This window comes from Pseudomonas sp. WS 5010, assembly GCF_012985565.1.
Classification (GTDB): Bacteria; Pseudomonadota; Gammaproteobacteria; order Pseudomonadales; family Pseudomonadaceae; genus Aquipseudomonas.
Genome location: NZ_JAAQWQ010000001.1, coordinates 1001042 through 1021600 on the forward strand (window position 1 = coordinate 1001042; position 20559 = coordinate 1021600).

Here is a 20559-nt window from a genome sequence, read left to right on the forward strand (position 1 = left end):
AGGACCTCTCATGTCACGCTTTGCTCGTCCGTTGCACCCGCTGGCGCTGTCAGTGGCGATGGCTTTTGCCGCTGTGCCCCTGACCATTCACACCGCATGGGCTGATGAAAGCAGCCATTTCTCGATCCCTGCCGGTGACCTGAGCCAGGCCCTCAACGGCTTTGCCGAACAGGCCGGGCTGGTCCTGGCCTTTGATCCGGTCTTGACCCGTGGCAAGCGCAGCAACGGTTTGAACGGGCATTTGAGCAGCGACGCGGCACTCGCCCAGTTGCTGGCGGGCAGCGGTTTGCGTGCCCAGGCGCTGTCTGCCCAGCGCTATCGCATCGAGCCGATTCCCCAGGCGGATGGCTCGGTGGAATTGCAGGCCACCACCATCAGCGGCGCTGCTCAAAGTGAAAGCCCCGTCGGCCCGGTGTCCGGTTATGTGGCCACGCGCAGCCTGTCGGGCACCAAGACCGACACCGCGCTGATCGAGACCCCGCAATCGATCTCGGTGGTCACCAAAGACCAGATGCGTGCGCAGAATGCCGAGAGCCTCAACCAGATCCTGCGCTACAGCGCCGCGGTTGTTCCGGAAACCCGTGGCGCCACCGCCTCGCGCCTGGACCAGTTGACCATTCGCGGCTTCTCGCCGGTGACTTACCTCGACGGCCTGCGCGTGGCATCGAGCCGCGATGCCTCGCCGCAAAAGGATGCCTTCGACCTGGAGCGCGTGGAGGTCCTGCGCGGCCCAGCCTCGGTGTTGTACGGCCAGGGCAGCCCCAGTGGCGTGATCAATATGGTCACCAAGCGCCCGTTGGATACGCCGTTCCATGAAGTCGGCGTGGAGTACGGCACCTTCGACAAAAAGCGCACCACCTTCGATCTCAGCGGCCCGCTGGATGAGCAAGGGGTGTATTCCTACCGCGTCGCCGGATTGTTCGACGATGCCGACGGGCAGGTGGAGCACACCGAGACCCGCCGTCAATCGCTGTCCTCGGCCTTCACCTGGCGCCCGAACGAGGACACCTCGCTGACCCTGCTGGGGCATTTTCAGAAGGATCCCAAGGGTGCTTCCTACGGCTCGATGCCGGCCTGGGGCTCGGTGTTGCACAGCCCGCTGGGGCGCAAGATCGATGTCGACTTCTACGATGGCGAGAAAAACTTCGAGAAGAGTGACCGCGAGCATTACTCCATCGGCTATGCCTTCGAGCATCACCTCGACGACGTCTGGACCGTGCGCCAGAACGCCCGCTATATGCGCAGCGAAGGGATCTACCGCAGTATCTACAGCAGCAACCTGCAGGCCGATTACCGCACCTTGAACCGCTCGACCATCGCCACCGATGTCGACATGGACGCCTACAACCTGGATAACCAGTTGCAGGGCAAGTTCGACACCGGCCCGGTGCAGCACACGCTGTTGATGGGGCTTGATTACCAGAACACCAGCGTCGATACCAAGGCCGGTTACGGCAAGGGACCGGACCTGGATATTTTCGACCCGGTGTACGGTGCGCCGGTGACCACCCCGGCATTTTCCAGCGACGCGACCCAGCGTAGCGAGCAGACCGGTGTGTACCTGCAGGAGCAGGCGAAGTGGGATAAATGGGTACTGTTGATGGGCGGTCGTTATGACTGGGCCAGCACGGATAACAGCTCGTTGAGCTTGACCGACGGCAAGAAAACCAAATCCTCCCTGGACAGCAAAGCCTTCACCGGCCGCCTGGGCGTGGTTTACCTCTTTGATAACGGCCTGGCGCCTTACGCCAGCTATTCCGAATCCTTCTCGCCGCAAACCGGTACCGGCTACGGCGGTTCGGTGTTCAAGCCCACCGAAGGCAAGCAGTACGAAATCGGCATCAAGTACCAGCCGCCAGGCAGCAACAGCTTTATCACCGCCGCCATCTTTGACCTGCGCCAGAACAACGTGCCGACCATGGATCCGGATCCCACCCACCTGTGTGGCAACGGTCGCTGCCAGGTCCAGGACGGTGAAGTGCGCTCCCGTGGCTTTGAACTCGAAGGCAAGGCCAGCCTCAACGACAACCTGGATATCACGGCGGCCTATGCCTACCTCGATAACCGCATCAGCAAATCCAACAGCACCGTGCGCTACGCGCCGATCACCGACATCGGCGTAGGCCCGGCCGTGTCGACCCAGGGCACCACCACCTACGCTGTGCCGCGCCACACCGCTTCGGTGTGGGCCGACTACACCCTGCATGACGGCAACCTCAAGGGCTTCGGCGTCGGCGCGGGTGCGCGTTATGTCGGCTCGTCCTGGGGCGATACGGCCAACACCTTGAAGGTTCCCGGCTACACCTTGTTCGATGCGTCGGTGCACTACGACATCCCGCACATCAACACCCTGGGCGACAACCTGCGCCTGGCGCTGAACGCCACCAACCTGGCGGACAAAGAGTACGTGGCGTCCTGCTATTCGTACTCGTGGTGCTGGTACGGCTCGCAACGCACGGTGCAGGCCAGTGCGACGTATCAGTGGTAAATGCCGATAACGAGTGAGGATTTTTCCTACGGCGGCCTTTTACCCGGGCCGTTGACTCTCTATTATCCGCCCCCAGCACCTCCGGCCATGGAGACGCTCCATCAACTAAGGAAGTCGTAATGCACATTGGAAAAATGCTGGGGTTGGCCCTGATGATGTTGGCAGTGAGTGGCTGCGCCAGCTTCACCAAGGACGAAGTCGCGCCAGTCACCCTGCCATCGAAGGCGAGCTTCGCCAACAAGCCGAACGTCTATGTCGACTTTGATTTCTATCAGGGCGAACCGACCAACGCTGCCGCTGCCGAAGTCCCCCAGGCGCGGGACATGCTGCGTCCGCAACTGCAAAAGATCCTCACCGATTCCGGCCTGTTCGGCCGCGTGACCCTGGATGAGTTCCAGAAGCAGCCGGGCGACTACAGCCTGCGCCTGAAGGTCTACAACCATCCGCCAGGTGGCGGTCAGATGGCATTGGCGTTTATCAGCGGCTTCACCTTCACCATTATCCCGGCGCTGGGTACCGACCAGTACACCATGAGCCTGGAGGCCCTGGACCCACAGGGCCAGGCGCTGAGCAAAGGCAGCAACCACGATGCGATCAACACCTGGTTGGGTATCTGGTTTATCCCGATGATGGCCTACACGCCAAAAGAAGCGGTGACCGATACCTTCACGCGCCAGGTCAATGCGCTGCTCAAACAGATGGTCGAGAGCAATAACCTGAAGTACTCGGCACTGGATGCCGGTGTGCCGCGGGCCTGATTTTGGCCGCAAAAAAAGGGAGCCGGCTGACCGGCTCCCTTTTTTTTACCCGGGTTTTTACTTGAGTGCCTGAATGAACAGCGGGTCGCTGTACAAGGCCTTGAGCAAGTCACGCACCAGCGGGTTATAGGCATTCGCCGCATTCGGAATCGCAATGGGGCCGAAGAATGAACTGGACCATACGCTGGTCACTTCCTTGGTGGCGTCGTACACCACGGCGTCATCCTTGAGCAAGGTAAAGCGCGCGGCCAGTGTGCCGTGGCCGGAACCCACGCCAGCTGTCAGCTCGTTCTTCACCAGCAGTACGTCAAGGCGCCGCGGCGCGCTTTGATTCAGCAGGCCGGCCAGGGACAGTTCCTGGGTAAGCGCCGCCTGCACATGGGCCGGGATACTGCCGGTGGGCGAGCTGATCGGATTGGCCCGGACCATCAACGAACCCTGGCCCGAGGCGGCAGTAACCTTGGCCTGGCTGATGGGTTGCAGCGCTGGCGTCTGCTTGAGGCGCTGGACGTTGTCGAAATTGGGCTCGTATTGCGTCATGGTCACGCCGCAACCTTGCAGCAGCAGTAAGACCAGTGGGGCCAACATAAGAAACTTCTTCACGGCATTTCCTTGCGTGAGGGGGGTAGGGGGGCGCGATTATGGTCAGCCGCTGGTAGGGCGGCAACCCGCGCGGGAAGGGGAGATCGCCAAGAAGGCATTTTGCTGGCCCCCATCTGCTGCATGTTTCGCCAAAATCACTTTTATTTTCAGTTGGTTAGGTGGATGCCAATGCGCAACGTAAAAATCACGCTGATTGCCTTGGCCCTGGCGAGCGGGGCGGCGGCAGCCCAGGGCAAGGCGCTGCGTGAAGGGGATCGGTACATGTGCAGTTGGGGGGCGGGTACGGCGGCCAGGGCCCAGGAGCTGAAGTTGGCTGGCGTTTCGTTGTATGCGGCGCGGCAGAAGATTCAGCGGTACAAGTTCGACAAGTCGTGGATGCGCATGATGGCCATGGGCATCACCGAGCAGACTTATGACAGCCCCTCGCGGCTCAAGCCGACGGCGGTGCGTTCGAGTTTTTATGAAGAGTGCGTGCGCTACAAACTGGCGCGTAGATAGACACGCTGCAGACTGGTTTATTAACCTGATAGTTATTAGGGTTTTAACCCGGCAAGTTTGGAAGTTGCACCAAAAAGTGGCACTAAAGATATCGCGAACCATGAAAAATGTGTGGTTATTGAATGACTTAGCGCTGTTTCAATCCGACGAAAGGCTAATAATAAACTTGTTACAGGTTGTCTCGGTGGTTATTATGACCGGGCGTTCACCTCCCACGGTTTATGCATTTTTAAATCCCAAGTTTCCATCAGCTACTTGGGATTTTTTTTGCCCGGGATTTGACCTTCATACCTGCTTGGCAGATAAGTGTTCGTGGTTTTTCTGGCGTCATTGCGCCGGCGCTTTCGGGGAAAAGTGTGGGGTAGCTAACACTTTCGTAGGATTGCCTACACGCGTTGCACAACCTGATCTACCCTGCATGGATCACGTCCATCGCGTCATGTGCGAGCAAGGGTGCCCAGGATGATTCCGATCGTTGAGTTGAGCCGCATCATGGCGTCCGGTTTCGTCCCGCTGGCGTGCGACTGTAGCGTCAACCCCCAGGGTTTCTTGACCATCCGTGTCTTTGAACCGGAGTCCGGTCGCGTCGACCTGCTGTTGACCGGCGTGTCGCCCCAGGGCCTGGATAGCATCCGTGCCATCTCCAACCTGATCGGCGAGCTGCGCACCGAGCTCAAGGCCGGGCGCCGTGGGTTTGCGGCATTCGGCTAGGCGTCAGAGCCGGCGCAGAAACGAGCGCACAATGCGCTTGGTGGCGTCGGTGGCGTCCAGTTGCTCCAACGCACTGTAGGCATGCCACTGGCAATCGATGATTTCATTGCAGGGCCGGGCCTGGTCGATGTTCACCACCGAGGCTTCAAACACGTGATGCAGCGTGTCACTGGCTTTCAATTCCTGTAGATACAGCAACCCATCCACGTTCAGCCCGGTTTCCTCCTGCAACTCCCGCTCGGCCGCGCCGACCGGGCGCTCATCGCGCTCGACCTTGCCCCCGGGCAATGCCCATTTCGACCTGGCCTTGCGCACGAACAGAATGTGCCCCTCGTGTTCGCAAATCACCGTTGCGCGTATTTTCATCGTCTGTGCCCCCGCAGCTGGATGATTGTCATAAAAGTGTAATGCAATTGTCATGCTAGGTCTTTATAGGGGGAGGCTGGAGACCACGCAGGAAAACGCCGATACTGCCCGACTGAAAAAATACCGCTGAAGGAAAGTCTGATGAGCACCATCCGCTGGGGCATGATCGGTTGTGGCAGTGTTACTGAACTCAAGAGTGGACCCGCTTTCTACAAAGCGCCAGGCTCGGCCCTGGTGGCCGTGATGGGGCGTCGCGAGGAAGCGGTGCGCGATTATGCGGCACGCCACGGGATTGCCCGCTTTTACACGGATGCCCAGGCGCTGATCGATGACCCCGAAGTGGATGCGGTGTACATCGCCACGCCACCCGACAGCCACCTGGAGTACAGCCTGTTGGTGGCAGCGGCGGGCAAGCATTGCTGTGTAGAAAAACCGATGTCGCTGAATGCCGAGCAGAGCGCGTTGATGCAGCGCACCTTCGAGCGGGCCGGGCTGCATCTGTTTGTTTCCTATTACCGCCGTTCCCTGCCGCGCTTCCAGCAGGTCCGTGCCTGGCTGCAAGAAGGGCGCATCGGTGAGTTGCGGCACCTGAGCTGGACGTTGTGCAAGCCGCCATCGCCCACGGACACCAACGCCAGCAACTGGCGCACCGACCCGGCGATTGCCGGCGGTGGTTATTTTGCCGACCTCGCCAGCCATGGTTTCGACCTGTTCCAGTACCTGGCGGGGGATATCGTCGAGGTCACGGGGTATACCGCGCGCCAGGCCGGGCGCTATGCGGCGGAAGATGCGGTCACCGCCTGCTGGAGCTTCAGCTCGGGCGCGCTGGGGATGGGCTGCTGGAACTTTGTGGCGGACCGGCGTGAAGACCGGGTCGAGTTGATCGGTAGCAAAGGGCGGATCAGCTTTGCAGTGTTCGACGAGCAGCCGTTGCACCTTGAGGCCGAGGTCAGCCAGACCCTGCATATTGCCCATCACCCCCATATCCAGTGGCATCACGTGCTGGGCATGAACGCGCATATCCGTGGCGAGAGCGTACACCCGGCACTGGCGATCGAGGCCTTGAAGACCGACCGCATCATGGATCGGGTGTTGCAGCGCAAGCCCTGACCCCGCCTACCCTTGTCGGAGCCGCCAAGGTGTTTGTCTGACTGGCGGCTATTGTCAGAAATTTCCCACAGGAGTACAAATGTACTCCATGACGACTCTCACTCCCCGCCGCTCCGCCATCCTGAACTTCATCCGCGAACGTATCGCGCAGCAAGGTCAGTCCCCCAGCCTCGCCGAGATCGCCGAGGCCTTCGGTTTTGCTTCGCGCAGTGTGGCGCGCAAACACGTGCTGGCGCTGACCGAGGCCGGGTTTATCGAGGTCAACCCGAACCAGGCCCGGGGTATTCGCCTGCTCAATCAACCGGCGCGCCCGCAATGGCTGGAGGTCCCGGTGCTGGGCCGCGTGGCCGCCGGCCTGCCCATCGGCGCCGACGCCGAAGTGCATGCGCGGCTGATGCTGGACCCGGCGACCTTTGCCCGGGTCCCGGATTATCTGCTGCGGGTCCAGGGTGACTCGATGATCGAAGACGGCATCCTCGATGGCGACCTGGTGGGCGTGCGCCGCAGTGCCGAGGCGCTGAACGGGCAGATCGTGGTCGCGCGCCTGGACGGCGAGGTCACCATCAAGCGCTTCGAGCGGATGGGCCACAGCGTGCGCCTGTTGCCGCGCAACCCGGCCTATCAACCTATCGTGGTCCGTGCCGACCAGGACCTGGCCATCGAAGGCGTGTTCTGTGGCCTGGTGAGGCAAGGGTGATGGGCGCCGTGGTTGCACTGGACTCGCTGTTCAATGGCGGGCGGGTGTGGAAGGGGCGGCCGGCCGCGCCGCCGGCCAGTGTGTATCCCACCGGGCTGGCGGCCCTGGATGCGGTGTTGCCCAGCGGTGGCTGGCCGGCGGCGGCCTTGAGTGAAATCCTCGTGGCCCAGCAGGGCGTGGGCGAGTTGCAACTGGTCTGGCCGACCCTGGCGCGGCTGTCGGCGGCCGGCGAGCGCATTGTGCTGGTGGCGCCGCCGTATACCCCATACCCCCACGCCTGGCAGAACGCCGGGGTGGACCTGCGCCAGCTCTCGGTGATCCAGGCCGATGAGCGCGATGCCTTGTGGGCGGCCGAGCAGTGCCTGCGCTCCGGCAGTTGCGGCGCGGTGCTGTGCTGGCCACGCAAGGCCGATGACCGGGCCTTGCGCCGCTTGCAGGTGGCCGCCGAGACCGGCCAGACCCTGGCGTTTGCCTGGCGGGCCATGGGCGAGGCGATCAACCCGTCACCGGCCGCCCTGCGTCTGGCCGTCGAGCCGAGCCAGGTGCGGGTGCTCAAGTGCCGCGGTGGCCTGGCCCATCCCGCACCCATTGCCCTGGCCAGCGGGCACTGAGGTTGATATGCGCTGGGTGTGTATTGTCTTCCCGCAATTGGCGTTGGACGGGGTCTTGCGTCGACGTCCCGAGCCCGAGCAACCCTTGGCGTTGTTGGCCGGCCCGCCGCAACGCCGGGTGCTGCAAACCGTCAATGGCGCCGCGCGTGCCTTGGGCCTGCGCCCCGGCCTATCCCTGACGGCGGCCCATGCCCTGACCAAGGCCTTTGCCTGCGTCGAATACGACCCGGTGGATATCGAGCGCTGCCAACAACTGCTCGCGGCCTGGGCCTACCGTTTCAGTTCCCAGGTCAGCGTGTTCTATCCACGGGCCTTGCTGTTTGAAATCGAATCGAGCCTGGGCCTGTTCGGGCCGTGGCCGCTGCTGGAAGCACGCTTGCGCGAGGAACTGAGCGACCTGGGCTTTCGCCACCGTATCGTCGCCGCCCCCAACCCGGCCGCCGCGCGGGTGTTGGCCAATGCCTACGATGGCCTGGCGGTGGCCGATGCCGAGGCGCTCCAGCAAGCCCTTGGGCCGATGCCGATCGATCGCGTCGGCATCGACCCGCAAGCCGCCACGGCCTTGTCGCGCATGGGCCTGCGGACCCTGGCCCAGGTCCAGGCGTTGCCCCGGCATACCTTGGCCAGGCGCTTCGACGCCGGGTTGCTCAAGCACCTGGATGCCTTGACCGGGCTGCGGCCGCTGGGCCTGGATTTTTATCAGCCGCCGGATCGGTTTGACCTGCGCATCGAATTGAATTTCGATGTGCAGTCCCACCAGGCGTTGCTGTTTCCCTTGCGGCGCCTGACTGGCGACCTCGCCGCGTTCCTCTGTGGCCGCGACAGTGGCGTGCAGCGTTTTGCCCTGCACCTGGAGCATGCCGAGGCGCCAGACAGCGTGATCACGGTGGGCCTGCTGAGTGCCGAGCGCGAACCCTCGATGCTGTTTGAACTGGCCCGTGGCCGCCTGGAGCAGGTGCAAGTGGCCGCACCGGTGCGTGGCCTGCGCCTGCTGGCCGAGGACCTGCCGGTGTTTGTGCCACAGCGCCAGGACCTGTTCGACGAGCGCCCGCAGCAAACCCTACCGTGGGTGCAATTGCGCGAACGTCTGCGGGCGCGCCTGGGGGATGAGGCGGTGCAGGGCCTGCGCTTTAATGCTGACCATCGCCCCGAGTGCGCCTGGCTGCCGGGCGCCGACAGCCGCGCCTGCCCAGCCTTGAGCCCGGTGCAACGCCCTGGCTGGCTGCTCAACGAACCGACCTTGCTGGCCGAGCAGGGCATCCAGATCCTGCTGGGCCCGGAGCGTATCGAATCCGGTTGGTGGGATGGCGCCGATATCCGCCGCGATTACTACCTGGTGCGCACCCGCGCCGGGCAGCAAGGCTGGGCCTATCGCACCGTGGGCGACAGCGCCGGGTTGTGGCTGCAAGGCTGGTTTGCATGATGGAGGGCTACGCCGAACTGCATTGCCTGTCGAACTTCAGCTTCCAGCGTGGCGCGTCCAGTGCCCGCGAGTTGTTCGAGCGCGCCAAACAGCAGGGGTATCAGGCCCTGGCAATCACCGATGAATGCACCCTGGCCGGCATCGTGCGCGCCTGGCAGGCGGCCAAGGAGGTCGGGCTGGGGTTGATCGTCGGCAGTGAGGTGCGCCTGGAAAACGGCCCGAAACTGGTGCTGCTGGTGGAGAACCTGCAGGGCTATCAGCACCTGTGCCGGTTGATCACCCTGGCCCGGCGCCGTGCCGAAAAAGGCCAGTACCGCCTGTTGCGCGAAGACTTTGCCGACCCGCTGCCGGGGTTGCTGGTGCTGTGGCTGGCCGAGGAGGGCGATACGCCTGCCGACGGCCAGTGGCTGTGCGAGGCCTTCAGCGGGCGGCTATGGCTGGCGGTAGAGCTGCATTGCGCCCAGGACGATGCCCGCCGCCTGGCGCAGCGCCTGCAACTGGCCGCCAGCCTGCACCTGCCGGCCGTGGCCTGTGGCGATGTGCATATGCATGTGCGCAGCCGGCGCGCCTTGCAAGACACCATGACCGCCATCCGCCACCACCTGCCGGTGGCGCAGGCCGGCCAGCGCCTGCACCCCAATGGCGAGCGACACCTGCGCAGCCTGGAGGCCCTGCGCGCGCTGTACCCGGCGCACTTGCTCGCGGAGTCGCTGCACATTGCTAGCCGTTGCACTTTCGACCTGAGCCAGTTGCGCTATCAATACCCCAGGGAGTTGGTGCCGCAAGGGCAGAGCCCACAATCCTGGCTGCGTGCCTTGACCGAAGAGGGCATCGCCCATCGCTGGCCCGAGGGCGCGCCAGCCAAGACCCTGGAGCAGATCGATAATGAACTGCAGTTGATCAGCGAACTGGGCTACGAAAGCTACTTTTTGACGGTGCACGACATCGTGCGCTTCGCCCGCAGCCGTTCGATCCTCTGCCAGGGCCGTGGCTCGGCGGCCAACTCGGCAGTGTGCTTTGCCCTAGGCATCACCGAGATCGACCCGGGGCGGATGAACATGCTGTTCGAACGCTTCCTGTCCCGCGAACGCAACGAGCCACCGGACATCGACGTGGACTTCGAGCACGAACGCCGCGAAGAGGTGCTGCAATACGTGTTCCAGCGCTATGGCCGGCGTCGTGCGGCCTTGACCGCGGTGGTCAGCAGCTACCACGGTGCCGGCGCAGTGCGGGATGTGGCCAAGGCCCTGGGCCTGCCACCGGATCAGGTCAACGCGCTGGCCGATTGCTGTGGGCGCTGGAGCGATGAGGCGCCGCCCCTGGAACGCTTGCGCGAGGGTGGCTTCGACCCGGACAGCCCGGTGTTGCGGCGGGTGTTGGGCCTGACCCAACAACTGATCGGCTTTCCGCGCCATCTGTCCCAGCACCCCGGCGGCTTCGTGATTTCCGAGCAGCCGCTGGACACCCTGGTGCCGGTGGAAAACGCCGCCATGGCCGAGCGCACCATCATCCAGTGGGACAAGGACGACCTGGACGCGGTGGGCCTACTCAAGGTGGATATCCTCGCCCTCGGTATGCTCAGCGCGATCCGCCGCTGCTTCGACCTGCTGCGCCGCCATCGCCATCGCGACCTGACGCTGGCGACAGTGCCCCCGGACGATGCGGCAACCTACGCAATGATCAGCCGCGCCGACACGATAGGCGTGTTCCAGATCGAATCGCGGGCGCAGATGTCCATGCTGCCCCGGCTCAGGCCCAAGACGTTCTATGACCTGGTGATCGAGGTGGCCATCGTACGCCCCGGGCCGATCCAGGGCGGCATGGTGCATCCATATCTGCGGCGGCGGAACAAGGAAGAGCCTACGACCTATCCGTCGCCCGAGCTGGAGGCGGTACTCAAACGCACCCTGGGTATCCCGCTGTTCCAGGAACAAGTGATGCAGATCGCCATTGTCGCGGCGCACTACACCCCTGGCGAAGCAGACCAGTTGCGCCGCTCGATGGCGGCCTGGAAGCGCCATGGCGGCCTGGAGCCCCATCGCCAGCGGCTGCGCACCGGCATGCTCAAAAACGGCTACAGCGAGGCCTTCGCCGCCCAGGTGTTCGAGCAGATCAAGGGCTTTGGCAGCTACGGTTTTCCGGAGTCCCACGCGGCCAGTTTCGCCTTGCTGACCTATGCCAGTTGCTGGCTCAAATGCCATGAACCGGCGGCATTCGCCTGTGCCCTGATCAACAGCTGGCCCATGGGTTTCTATAGCCCGGACCAGATCCTGCAGGACGCACGCCGCCATCACTTGCAGATTCGCCCGGTGGACGTGACCGCCAGTGACTGGGATTGCAGCCTGGAACCCATCGACGGCCAGCAACCGGCGATTCGCATGGGGTTGCGCATGATCAGCGGCTTTCGCGAAGAAGAGGGCCGGCGTATCGAAAAAGCTCGCCAGGGCGCCAGGTTTGCGACTATCGCCGACCTGGGTGAACGCGCCCAACTGGACAGCCGGGCCCAGGAACTACTGGCAGATGCCGGGGCCTTGCGCCAGTTGGCCGGGCACCGGCATCGGGCGCGCTGGGACGTGGCCGGGGTGGAAAAACAGCTGGGCTTGTTTGCCGGGGTGTCGAGCCCGCAGGAAGAGGCGGTGCAACTGCCGGCCCCCAGCGTCGGCGAAGACCTGTACGCCGACTATGCCAGCGTGGGCACCACCCTGGGGCCCCATCCCTTGGCGCTGCTGCGTGATCAACTGCGCGCACGGCGCTGTCGCAGTTCCCAGGAGCTACAGGCGGTGGAGCATGGGCGCAATGTCAGCGTTGCCGGCCTGGTCACCGGGCGCCAGCGACCGGGCACCGCCAGCGGCGTGACCTTCGTGACCCTGGAAGATGAGTTTGGCAACATCAACGTGGTGGTCTGGCGCGACCTGGCCGAGCGTCAGCGCCAGGTGCTGGTGGGCTCACGGCTGCTCAAGGTGGATGGGCGCTGGGAAGCGGTAGGCGAAGTGCGCCATTTGATCGCTGGCCGCTTGAGCGACCTGACGCCGCTGTTGGCGGGGATCAGCGTGCGTAGCCGGGATTTCCGCTGAGGGGGGCAACCTTCCTGCGGCCATCGTGGTGTAACGGGCAGAGCCTGCGCGCGGAGCGCTATCCTCTGTGGGTGCAGGCTTGCCAGCAAGAACACCTAGGGCCCACGCCATGGTTAACGACCATCGCCGGCAAGCTTGCTCCTGCAATGGTTCGCAGATGCAGTGAAACCATCGCGTCCGGCTATGCTCCAACATTGGCGACTGTCCTCTCTCTGCACCGAGTTGATCCATGCAATTTTTATCCAATACCCATGGTTGTGACGGCTGGGGCGGTGAAATGGCCCAAAGGATTCGTGCCTTTGACTGGTCGACCACGGACCTGGGCTCGATTGACAGTTGGTCCACCAGCCTGACCTGCGCCGTGCAGATGCTCCTGGCTTCGCCGGTGCCGATGGTGATGCTCTGGGGGCGCGCCGGGCACATGATCTACAACGACAGTTACTCAGTGTTCGCCGGCGGGCGCCACCCGTTTCTGCTGGGCGTGCCGGTGGAGCAAGGCTGGCCGGAAGTGGCCGACTTCAACCGGCATGTCATGGACACCTGCCTGGCTGGCGGCACCTTGTCCTATCGCAACAAGGCCTTGATGCTGCTGCGCAATGGCAGCCCCGAAGACTTGTGGCTCGACCTCTATTACAGCCCGGTGGCCGGTGACGACCAGCAGCCGGCCGGGGTGCTGGCGATTGTCGTGGAAACCACCGCGCATGTGCTGTCCGAGCGTTTGCGCCAGGAAGCCGAGGGCGCTTACCGCGTGGCGGACGAGCGCTTGCAACTGGCGCTCAATGCCGGGGCGCTGCTGGGCTCCTTTGTCTGGGATGTGCTGCCGGATCGGCTGTCGGGCGACGAGCGTTTTGCCCGCACCCTGGGCCTGTCTATGGATGACGTGGAGCAGGGCCTGTCCATTGCCGTTGCCACCCAGATCATCCACCCCGATGACCTGGCGCGGGTCAACCGCCTGATTGCCCGCACCCTGGAAACCGGTGGGTCGTATAACGTCGAGTTTCGCGTGCGGCGCCCTGACGCCAGCTATCTGTGGGTACTGGCCAGTGGGCGTTGCGAGTTGGATGCGGGCGGGCGGCCGCTGCGTTTTCCGGGGGTGATCATTGATATCCATGTGCGCAAGATTGCCGAAGAATCCCTGCTCAAACTCACCCATAACCTGGAGCAGCGCGTCGCTGCCGAAGTCCAGGCGCGCTCGGCCGCCGAGGACCAGTTGCGCCAGTCGCAAAAGCTCGAGGCCATTGGCGGGCTGACCGGGGGCGTGGCCCATGACTTCAATAATCTGCTGCAGGTGATTGCCGGCAACCTGCACTTGCTGGCCCGCCATGAACGGGACAATCCCCAGGTACAACGGCGCGTCGGTGCCGCCCTGGCGGCTGTCGAGCGCGGCGCCAAGCTGTCCTCGCAACTGTTGGCCTTTGCCCGGCGCCAGCCCCTGTCACCGGCGGTGTTCAACCCCCGGCGCATTTATGAAGGCCTGGGTGAATTGCTGCAGCGGGCCTTGGGGGAAACGATCCAGATCGATGTGCAATTACCGCAAGATCCATGGTGCATCCATGTCGATCGCAATCAGTTGGAAAACGCCGTGCTCAACCTTGCGATCAATGCCCGGGATGCCATGAAGGGCGAGGGGGTGATCCGCATCACCGGTGAAAACATCACCCTGTCACCCGAGGATGGCAGCCGCAACGGGATTGCCCCCGGTGAATATGTGCGCCTGTCGGTCAGTGACACCGGGGCGGGCATGCCGCCGGCGGTGCTACGGCGGGTCTTCGAGCCATTCTTTACCACCAAGCCGGACGGTCACGGCACTGGCCTGGGCTTGAGCATGGTGTTTGGTTTCGTCAAGCAAAGCGGCGGGCACGTGCAGATCAGCAGCGAGCCAGGGCAGGGCACCGTGGTGCAGATGTACTTTCCCCACAGCCTTGAGCCGGAAAGCCAGGAAGCACCTGCCGCCGTGGCACTGCAAGAAGGCGGCAGGGAAACCATCCTGGTGGTGGAGGACAACGAAGGTGTACGCGGCGCGGCCGTGGAGTTGCTGCAACAGTCCGGCTACACAGTGCTCACCGCCGAGGATGGCGATGATGCGATGCTGATGCTGCGCACCGGCTTGCGGCCGGACCTGATCTTCACCGATGTGGTGATGCCGGGGCGAATCAAAAGCACCGACCTGGCCGAGTGGGCCAAGGCGCAACAGCCGCCGGTTGCGGTACTGTTCACCTCCGGGCATACCCGTGACATTCTTTCCAGCGACCACCTGCTGGGCAGCGAAATACATCTGCTGGGCAAACCCTACAGCCCCGAAGAGCTGACGCAACAGGTACGCTCGGTGCTGACCGCGCGGATAAACCACTGCGATTGAACGTTTGCCAAGGTGCCGGATCCACCACTGGACTTGCCGCCTCCTATAAGGTTGACCATGACTTCACAGCGCCACTTGCCGCCTGCCACCGATCTGCCTGCCGCGCGCCCCGGTTTTGTCCGGGTGCGGGGCGCCCGGGAACACAACCTGCGCAATGTCGATGTGGACATCCCACGGGATGCCCTGGTGGTGTTCACCGGGGTGTCGGGGTCGGGCAAGTCGTCCCTGGCGTTTTCCACGTTGTACGCCGAGGCGCAGCGGCGTTACTTCGAGTCGGTGGCGCCCTATGCCCGGCGCCTGATCGACCAGGTGGGCGTGCCGGATGTGGACTCGATCGAAGGCCTGCCGCCCGCCGTGGCCTTGCAACAGCAGCGGGGCACGCCGAGCACGCGCTCATCGGTGGGCAGCGTGACCACCTTGTCCAGCCTGATCCGCATGCTCTATTCCCGCGCTGGCAGCTACCCGCCGGGGCAGCCGATGCTGTACGCCGAAGACTTCTCGCCCAACCTGCCCCAGGGCGCCTGCCCGCAGTGCCACGGCCTGGGCCGCGTGTATGAGGTGACCGAGGCGCTGATGGTGCCCGATCCCTCGCTGACCATTCGCCAACGCGCCGTCGCCTCCTGGCCGCTGGCCTGGCAAGGACAAAACCTGCGGGACATCCTCGTGACCCTGGGCTATGACGTCGATGTCCCCTGGCGCGAGCTGCCGAAAAAACAGCGTGACTGGATCCTCTTCACCGAGGACACGCCCACGGTGCCGGTGTATGCCGGCTTGACCCCGGCGCAAACCCGCGACGCCCTCAAGCGCAAACTCGAACCCAGTTACCAGGGCACCTTCAGCGGCGCCCGGCGCTACATCCTGCACACCTTCACCCACACCCAGAGTGCGCTGATGAAAAAGCGTGTCGCGCAGTTCATGCAAGGCAGCCCGTGCCCCTTGTGCGAGGGCAAGCGCCTGACCAAGGCTGCGCTGTCGGTGACATTCGCCGGAGTGGATATTGGCGAGTTGTCGCAGCTGTCGTTGTTGCAACTGGCACAGCTTTTACGGCCGGTGGCCGAGGGCAAGGGGCGGGTAAAACTCTCGGTGGAAAAACGCCTGGCCGCCCAACGCATCGCCCAGGATTTGCTGGAGCGGGTCAGCACCCTGACCGACCTGGGCCTGGGCTATCTGTCGCTGGAGCGCAGCACGCCGACCCTGTCCTCTGGCGAGTTGCAGCGCCTGCGCCTGGCGACGCAATTGGGCTCGCAGTTGTTCGGCGTGATCTACGTGCTGGATGAACCGTCGGCGGGCTTGCACCCGGCCGATGGCGAAGCCTTGTTCACTGCCTTGGAACGCCTGAAAGCCGCCGGCAACTCGCTGTTTGTGGTGGAGCACGACCTGGAAACCATGCGCCGCGCCGACTGGCTGATCGATGTCGGCCCGGCAGCCGGCGAGCAAGGCGGCCAGGTGCTGTACAGCGGCCCACCGGCGGGCCTGGCACAGATTGAAGCGTCACAGACCCGCGAGTACCTGTTTGCCGAGCCGCGCCCGTTGAACACCTCGCACCGTGCGCCGAGTGGCTGGCTCAGCCTGGAAGGGGTCAGCCGCAATAATCTCGACGGGGTGAGCGTGGACTTCCCCCTGGGCTGTTTTACCGCGGTGACGGGGATTTCCGGCTCGGGTAAATCCAGCCTGGTCAGCCAGGCCCTGTTGGACCTGGTGGGGGAGGGCCTGGGGCGGGTGGTGGTCAGCGACGACGAGCCCGATCTGGAAGACGCACCGCAAACCAGCGGCGGGCGCATCCGCGCGGGCCTGGAGCAGATCCGCCGCCTGGTGCAGGTGGACCAGAAGCCCATCGGCCGCACCCCGCGCTCCAACCTTGCGACCTATACCGGCCTGTTCGATAACGTGCGCAAGCTGTTCGCCGCCACCCCGGCGGCGAAAAAACACCACTACGATGCCGGGCAGTTCTCCTTCAACGTCGCCAAGGGCCGCTGCCCGAACTGCGAGGGCGAGGGTTTTGTCAGCGTCGAATTGCTGTTTATGCCCAGCGTCTACGCACCATGCCCCATCTGCCACGGCGCGCGCTACAACCCCCAGACCCTGGCGATTACCTGGCAGGGCCTGAACATCGCCCAGGTGCTGGGCTTGACCGTCGAGCAGGCGGTGGACGTCTTCGCCGAACAACCGGGCGTACTGCGTGCGTTGCTAGTCCTGCGCGACATCGGCCTGGGTTACCTGCGCCTGGGCCAGCCGGCCACCGAACTGTCCGGCGGCGAGGCCCAGCGGATCAAGCTGGCCACCGAACTGCAACGCACCGCGCGGGGCGCGACCTTGTATGTGCTCGACGAGCCGACCACCGGCCTGCACCCTCGTGACGTCGACCGCCTGCTACTGCAACTCAACCACCTGGTGGACGCCGGTCACACGGTGATCGTGGTCGAACACGAAATGCGCGTGGTGGCCCAGAGCGACTGGGTCATCGACATCGGCCCAGGCGCCGGCGACCGTGGCGGTAAAGTCGTCGCCAGCGGCACGCCCCAACACCTCGCCCAGAACAAAACCAGCCGCACCGCCCCGTTCCTCGCACGGGAACTGGGCCAGGGGAATTGACCTTGGGCATGACAAGAGGCCCATGGATGGGCTAGCTTCAAGGTGTACCAGTCATTGATTAACTTGCGGAGGTACTTCATGCCAGTGAAACATGATCTTTATCAGGATTTGGGGTTGAGCAAGGAAGACGTTCAGCAGCGTCGGGCAAGCCACCATCGGTTAGATGTATTGCTCACCCAGTATGACGTCGCCGACAAGGAGGTGCTGGAAGCAGAATCCGCAAGTGCCAATGACGATGATGTAGAGAACCTGAAAAAGAAACGCCTGTTGATCAAAGATAAAATCGTCGAACAACTGGAACAGACCAAGGGGCACTAGCCAACGTTGGGAGCGGGGGTGTCCATATTTGTTCAGAATTGACCGAAGGACAGCAGCCCCTCCACTGCCTATTATCCCAACCGTTCGCCCGACCCTGGGGCACGTTGACTGCGCATGGAATGCGTTGTGGTGTCGGGCGAACTCTCTTTTCTAGGTGCGTAGCGCCTGTAGGCAAGCGTCGATCGAGCGCTGCTGGGTGTCTGCATACAGTTGCAATTCATCAAGGGTCCGGCGGCCCAGGGCCTGTTCAAATTCGGCCTGGTTGGCGTTGGCCGTGTAGTGACTCTGCGCCGCATCGCCCAGGTTCGACTGGAAAATCCCCGCCGCGCTGACCGGCAGAAAATCCTCGTACACCAATGGTTCGATTGCCACGCAGCCGGCCGCAAGCAGTGCGTCCAGATTGGGTTGCGGGCTCTTGTCGGCTGCGCGGCCCGTGTCGGTCACGAAGTAGCGAAAGAACGCCAACCCTTGTTCGCGCATGGCCCGGTGATTATCCGGGAAGGCCTGGAAATGCTGCGCCATCAGTTCGGTGTAGCGCTGGGCGTTGGCTTCGTTGGGGAAGGCGCCCAGTTCATCCCGCGCGGCGTTGAGCAACTGGTCGTAGAGTGCCCGGCCTTTGGGTGTCAGGGCCACGCCACGCTGTTCGATTTCACCAAACCTGGCGCTGTGGCTGCCCTTGGCATCGGTAAAGGCGATGGCTTCGTCGAGGGCCTTGAAGCTGGTCTGGCGTAGCAGGATCGGGCATTGGCGGCGGGGCGGGCCTTCGATCACGGCTTTGGGGGTGATGCCTTTGCCGGGCATGTCGGCTTGTACGCGGTCGATGTCCAGGGTTCGTGGGGTCAGGTGATTGATGTGCGGGCCCTTGAAGGCCACCACATCGGCAATCAGCCGGTGCTGGTCGCTGAGTTGCTGGTACTGGGCTGCGCTGACCGTGGCGGTGTGGTGCCAGCGAAAGGTTTCCAGGGCTTGTTGGACAAAGGCCTGGGCATCGCTGGCATTCAGGCCGCCGTCGGTTTCAGCTTGCTCTATCAGCGCCAGGGCTCGTGGGGTGAAGATCGAGCGCTTGGCCAGGGCGGCTTCGGCAAAGGCTCGCAGTTCAAGGTTTTCGATCAGTTCCAGGCGCAGCAGCGAGGTAAAGACCCGGAACGGGCTTGCCTGCAAGGCGCTTTCATGCACCGCGCGAAAGGCGGTGGAATGCACCGGCACGCCGGCCGGGGTGAGGTCGTAGTAGCCCACCGGTTGCATGCCCATCACCGCAAACAGGCGGCGGATGGTTGCCAGCTCATAGGCGCTGCCCAGGCGGATGGCGCCGTGGCGCTCCATGTCCAGGCGTTGGATTTCACCGGTGCGCTGCAGTTGCTGCGCCAGGTCGGTATCGCTGGCCAGTACCCGGGCATTGGTTTGGGCCACCAACTCCAGCAGCGCGCCATACAGCGGTACTTCCTCGCGGTACATGTCGGACATGGCCCTGGAGAAGTCTTTGCGGATGTCGTCGGGGCTGATATGGCGCGGGGTAGGCATAGAAAAATTCCTGGCTGCGATAACGGTGGTATGGGCCGTGAGCCAGATTTTGTTGGGCGGTGCCCTTGGGTGCAAACGAAGATTCCTCTGGACTTCATTCTGCAAATGAATGAGCGCCACAGGCATAAACAAAAATCCCGCCTGGGTAGGCGGGATTGGTCAACCCAGGTTGCCCTGGATCAGCCTGGGAACAATTCGCTCAGCTTCATTGCCAGCATCATGTCGCCTTCGGCGCGCAGCTTGCCGCCCATGAAGGCCTGCATGCCATCGGTTTCGCCGCTGACGATACCTTTCATGGTTTCAGCATCCATCACCAGAGTCACCTGGGCGTCAGGGTTCTCGCCTTCTTGCAATTCGCAAGTGCTGTCCTTGACGATCAGCGAGAAGTTCTGGGTGTCGTCGATACGGAAACCGAACACCAGGTCCAGGCCGGCAGCAGCGCTTGGGTTGAATTTGGCTTTCATTGCTTCTACGGCTTTAGCTACGTCAGTCATGGTTCGATCCTTTTATGGGTGGTGCCAGTGACCTTGGGGTCACGGTTGGCCGCAGTCATCGGAAAGTGATGAGCTGCGGCGCCTTCAACAGTTGCAAGTGGGTATGGCTGTTGAAGGAAGCCAGTGCCACTTCGCGACCACGGAACTTCAAGTGGTTGAGCGAAGTGTTGACAATCTGCCAGTTCAGCTCGAAAGCCTGGGTGGCAGGTATGCGGGTAATCAGGTGGAGCAGGGCGGTGATGGTGCCGCCAGAGGTAAATACCGCAATCTTGTGGGAATTGTCGGCAGTCTCGAGCAGGCGCTGCAGGCCACCCTGGACGCGCTCGACAAAGCCCAGCCAGCTTTCCAGGCCGGGCGTGTCATAGGTACCGCTCAGCCAGCGCTCGATGATCAGGGCGAAGATGCGCTGGAACTCGCCACGGTTGTGTGGGGCGTTGCGCAGGATTTCCAGGGCTTCGGGCTCGCTGTCGAGCAGGTCTGGGAGCAGGGCGCGGATGATCGCGTCGGCGTCGAATTCGTTGAAGGCGCTGTCGATTTCCAGGGGCGGCACCGGCAAGCCTTGGGCGCCGATGGCTTCGAACGCGGCGTTGGCCGTGTGCTGCTGGCGGCGCAGGTCGCCCGATACGCAGCGGTCGAACGTCAGGCCCAGGTCCGCCAGGTGGCTGCCCAGTACCTGGGCCTGCTGCACACCGACGGGCGACAGGACGTCATAGTCGTCTGCACCGAAGGAGGCCTGGCCATGTCGAATCAAATAGATGCTGCCCACGTCCGTTCACCCGGTACGTTGAAAGTCTGGCGAGGTTATGAGGATGCCGGGAAGCTGTCAATGAAAAAACATACGCTTGTTTTAAAAGCTCGTTAGAGGCCCGCTTCAAGGGGTTTCAGCTCTGGCTCACCGGCAGTCCCATCGGTATGCTGGGGCAATCCGCGCCTGGC

General features: G+C 63.3%; 17 protein-coding genes. 12 read left to right on the forward strand and 5 right to left on the reverse strand.

Translation table 11 applies throughout. The features are described 5' to 3' along the window. The first annotated feature begins 10 nt into the window (after positions 1-10). Both HBO11_RS04765 and HBO11_RS04770 read left to right on the forward strand, forming a co-directional pair. Positions 11-2488, forward strand: coding sequence for a TonB-dependent siderophore receptor (locus tag HBO11_RS04765; protein WP_169956948.1), 2478 nt, complete (start codon positions 11-13; stop codon positions 2486-2488). A gap of 119 nt (positions 2489-2607) precedes the next feature. Further along, positions 2608-3246, forward strand: a complete 639-nt coding sequence (locus HBO11_RS04770) for a hypothetical protein (protein ID WP_169956949.1) — start codon at positions 2608-2610, stop codon at positions 3244-3246. Positions 3247-3303: 57 nt separating this feature from the next. On the opposite strand, the gene HBO11_RS04775 is transcribed toward HBO11_RS04770, so the two are convergent. Continuing rightward, positions 3304-3849, reverse strand: coding sequence for a hypothetical protein (locus HBO11_RS04775; RefSeq protein ID WP_169956950.1), 546 nt, complete (start codon positions 3847-3849; stop codon positions 3304-3306). 168 nt (positions 3850-4017) lie between these two features. Between HBO11_RS04775 and HBO11_RS04780 the strand changes: the two genes are divergently transcribed. Further along, a complete protein-coding gene (locus HBO11_RS04780) occupies positions 4018-4347 on the forward strand; it encodes a hypothetical protein (RefSeq protein ID WP_169956951.1) in 330 nt (109 codons plus the stop codon). Between the two features lie 462 nt (positions 4348-4809). Continuing rightward, entirely contained in the window at positions 4810-5058 is a 249-nt protein-coding gene (locus HBO11_RS04785; RefSeq protein ID WP_169956952.1) for a DUF1652 domain-containing protein, read from the forward strand. Positions 5059-5061: 3 nt separating this feature from the next. Here the strand turns inward: HBO11_RS04785 and HBO11_RS04790 are convergent, their stop codons facing one another. Next, positions 5062-5424: an NUDIX hydrolase gene (locus HBO11_RS04790; protein ID WP_169956953.1), complete on the reverse strand. Its 363-nt coding sequence runs from the start codon at positions 5422-5424 to the stop codon at positions 5062-5064. A gap of 141 nt (positions 5425-5565) precedes the next feature. Here HBO11_RS04790 and HBO11_RS04795 point away from each other — a divergent pair, with 141 nt between their 5' ends. The 8 genes from HBO11_RS04795 to HBO11_RS04830 all read left to right on the forward strand — a co-directional run bounded on the left by HBO11_RS04795 (position 5566) and on the right by HBO11_RS04830 (position 17608). Continuing rightward, complete coding sequence (locus tag HBO11_RS04795; protein WP_169956954.1) at positions 5566-6534, forward strand: Gfo/Idh/MocA family oxidoreductase; 969 nt, start codon at positions 5566-5568, stop codon at positions 6532-6534. A 79-nt stretch (positions 6535-6613) separates the two neighbouring features. Next, positions 6614-7231, forward strand: coding sequence for a transcriptional repressor LexA (gene lexA, locus HBO11_RS04800; protein ID WP_169956955.1), 618 nt, complete (start codon positions 6614-6616; stop codon positions 7229-7231). Further along, positions 7231-7842, forward strand: a complete 612-nt coding sequence (gene imuA / locus HBO11_RS04805; RefSeq protein WP_169956956.1) for a translesion DNA synthesis-associated protein ImuA — start codon at positions 7231-7233, stop codon at positions 7840-7842. Before lexA ends, imuA begins: the two co-directional genes overlap by 1 nt. Before the next feature lie 7 nt (positions 7843-7849). After that, entirely contained in the window at positions 7850-9265 is a 1416-nt protein-coding gene (locus HBO11_RS04810) for a DNA polymerase Y family protein (RefSeq protein WP_169956957.1), read from the forward strand. Next, entirely contained in the window at positions 9241-12339 is a 3099-nt protein-coding gene (locus tag HBO11_RS04815; protein ID WP_346266870.1) for an error-prone DNA polymerase, read from the forward strand. Before HBO11_RS04810 ends, HBO11_RS04815 begins: the two co-directional genes overlap by 25 nt. 229 nt (positions 12340-12568) lie before the next feature. Beyond that, positions 12569-14698: a PAS domain-containing hybrid sensor histidine kinase/response regulator gene (locus tag HBO11_RS04820; RefSeq protein ID WP_169956959.1), complete on the forward strand. Its 2130-nt coding sequence runs from the start codon at positions 12569-12571 to the stop codon at positions 14696-14698. Between the two features lie 57 nt (positions 14699-14755). Next, entirely contained in the window at positions 14756-17290 is a 2535-nt protein-coding gene (locus tag HBO11_RS04825) for an excinuclease ABC subunit UvrA (protein WP_169956961.1), read from the forward strand. A gap of 78 nt (positions 17291-17368) precedes the next feature. After that, positions 17369-17608 (forward strand): DUF465 domain-containing protein, encoded by a 240-nt coding sequence (locus HBO11_RS04830; RefSeq protein WP_032857259.1) that lies wholly within the window; start codon positions 17369-17371, stop codon positions 17606-17608. A gap of 150 nt (positions 17609-17758) precedes the next feature. Here HBO11_RS04830 and HBO11_RS04835 read toward each other — a convergent pair whose 3' ends face one another. The 3 genes from HBO11_RS04835 to HBO11_RS04845 form a co-directional block, all read right to left on the reverse strand. After that, complete coding sequence (locus HBO11_RS04835) at positions 17759-19129, reverse strand: VOC family protein (RefSeq protein WP_169956962.1); 1371 nt, start codon at positions 19127-19129, stop codon at positions 17759-17761. A gap of 179 nt (positions 19130-19308) precedes the next feature. After that, positions 19309-19623 (reverse strand): SCP2 sterol-binding domain-containing protein, encoded by a 315-nt coding sequence (locus tag HBO11_RS04840; protein WP_169956963.1) that lies wholly within the window; start codon positions 19621-19623, stop codon positions 19309-19311. Between the two features lie 55 nt (positions 19624-19678). Then, positions 19679-20389, reverse strand: coding sequence for a histidine phosphatase family protein (locus tag HBO11_RS04845; RefSeq protein ID WP_169956964.1), 711 nt, complete (start codon positions 20387-20389; stop codon positions 19679-19681). Positions 20390-20559: the final 170 nt, after the last annotated feature.

Excerpts from the sequence above, each read along its gene's own strand:
- HBO11_RS04765 (WP_169956948.1), top strand. The coding sequence starts at position 11 with ATGTCACGCTTTGCTCGTCCGTTGCACCCGCTGGCGCTGTCAGTGGCG.
- HBO11_RS04790 (WP_169956953.1), bottom strand. The coding sequence starts at position 5,424 with ATGAAAATACGCGCAACGGTGATTTGCGAACACGAGGGGCACATTCTG.
- HBO11_RS04810 (WP_169956957.1), top strand. The coding sequence starts at position 7,850 with ATGCGCTGGGTGTGTATTGTCTTCCCGCAATTGGCGTTGGACGGGGTC.
- HBO11_RS04840 (WP_169956963.1), bottom strand. The coding sequence starts at position 19,623 with ATGACTGACGTAGCTAAAGCCGTAGAAGCAATGAAAGCCAAATTCAAC.
- HBO11_RS04795 (WP_169956954.1), top strand. The coding sequence starts at position 5,566 with ATGAGCACCATCCGCTGGGGCATGATCGGTTGTGGCAGTGTTACTGAA.
- imuA (WP_169956956.1), top strand. The coding sequence starts at position 7,231 with ATGGGCGCCGTGGTTGCACTGGACTCGCTGTTCAATGGCGGGCGGGTG.
- HBO11_RS04770 (WP_169956949.1), top strand. The coding sequence starts at position 2,608 with ATGCACATTGGAAAAATGCTGGGGTTGGCCCTGATGATGTTGGCAGTG.
- HBO11_RS04830 (WP_032857259.1), top strand. The coding sequence starts at position 17,369 with ATGCCAGTGAAACATGATCTTTATCAGGATTTGGGGTTGAGCAAGGAA.
- HBO11_RS04820 (WP_169956959.1), top strand. The coding sequence starts at position 12,569 with ATGCAATTTTTATCCAATACCCATGGTTGTGACGGCTGGGGCGGTGAA.
- HBO11_RS04780 (WP_169956951.1), top strand. The coding sequence starts at position 4,018 with ATGCGCAACGTAAAAATCACGCTGATTGCCTTGGCCCTGGCGAGCGGG.
- lexA (WP_169956955.1), top strand. The coding sequence starts at position 6,614 with ATGTACTCCATGACGACTCTCACTCCCCGCCGCTCCGCCATCCTGAAC.
- HBO11_RS04835 (WP_169956962.1), bottom strand. The coding sequence starts at position 19,129 with ATGCCTACCCCGCGCCATATCAGCCCCGACGACATCCGCAAAGACTTC.
- HBO11_RS04785 (WP_169956952.1), top strand. The coding sequence starts at position 4,810 with ATGATTCCGATCGTTGAGTTGAGCCGCATCATGGCGTCCGGTTTCGTC.
- HBO11_RS04825 (WP_169956961.1), top strand. The coding sequence starts at position 14,756 with ATGACTTCACAGCGCCACTTGCCGCCTGCCACCGATCTGCCTGCCGCG.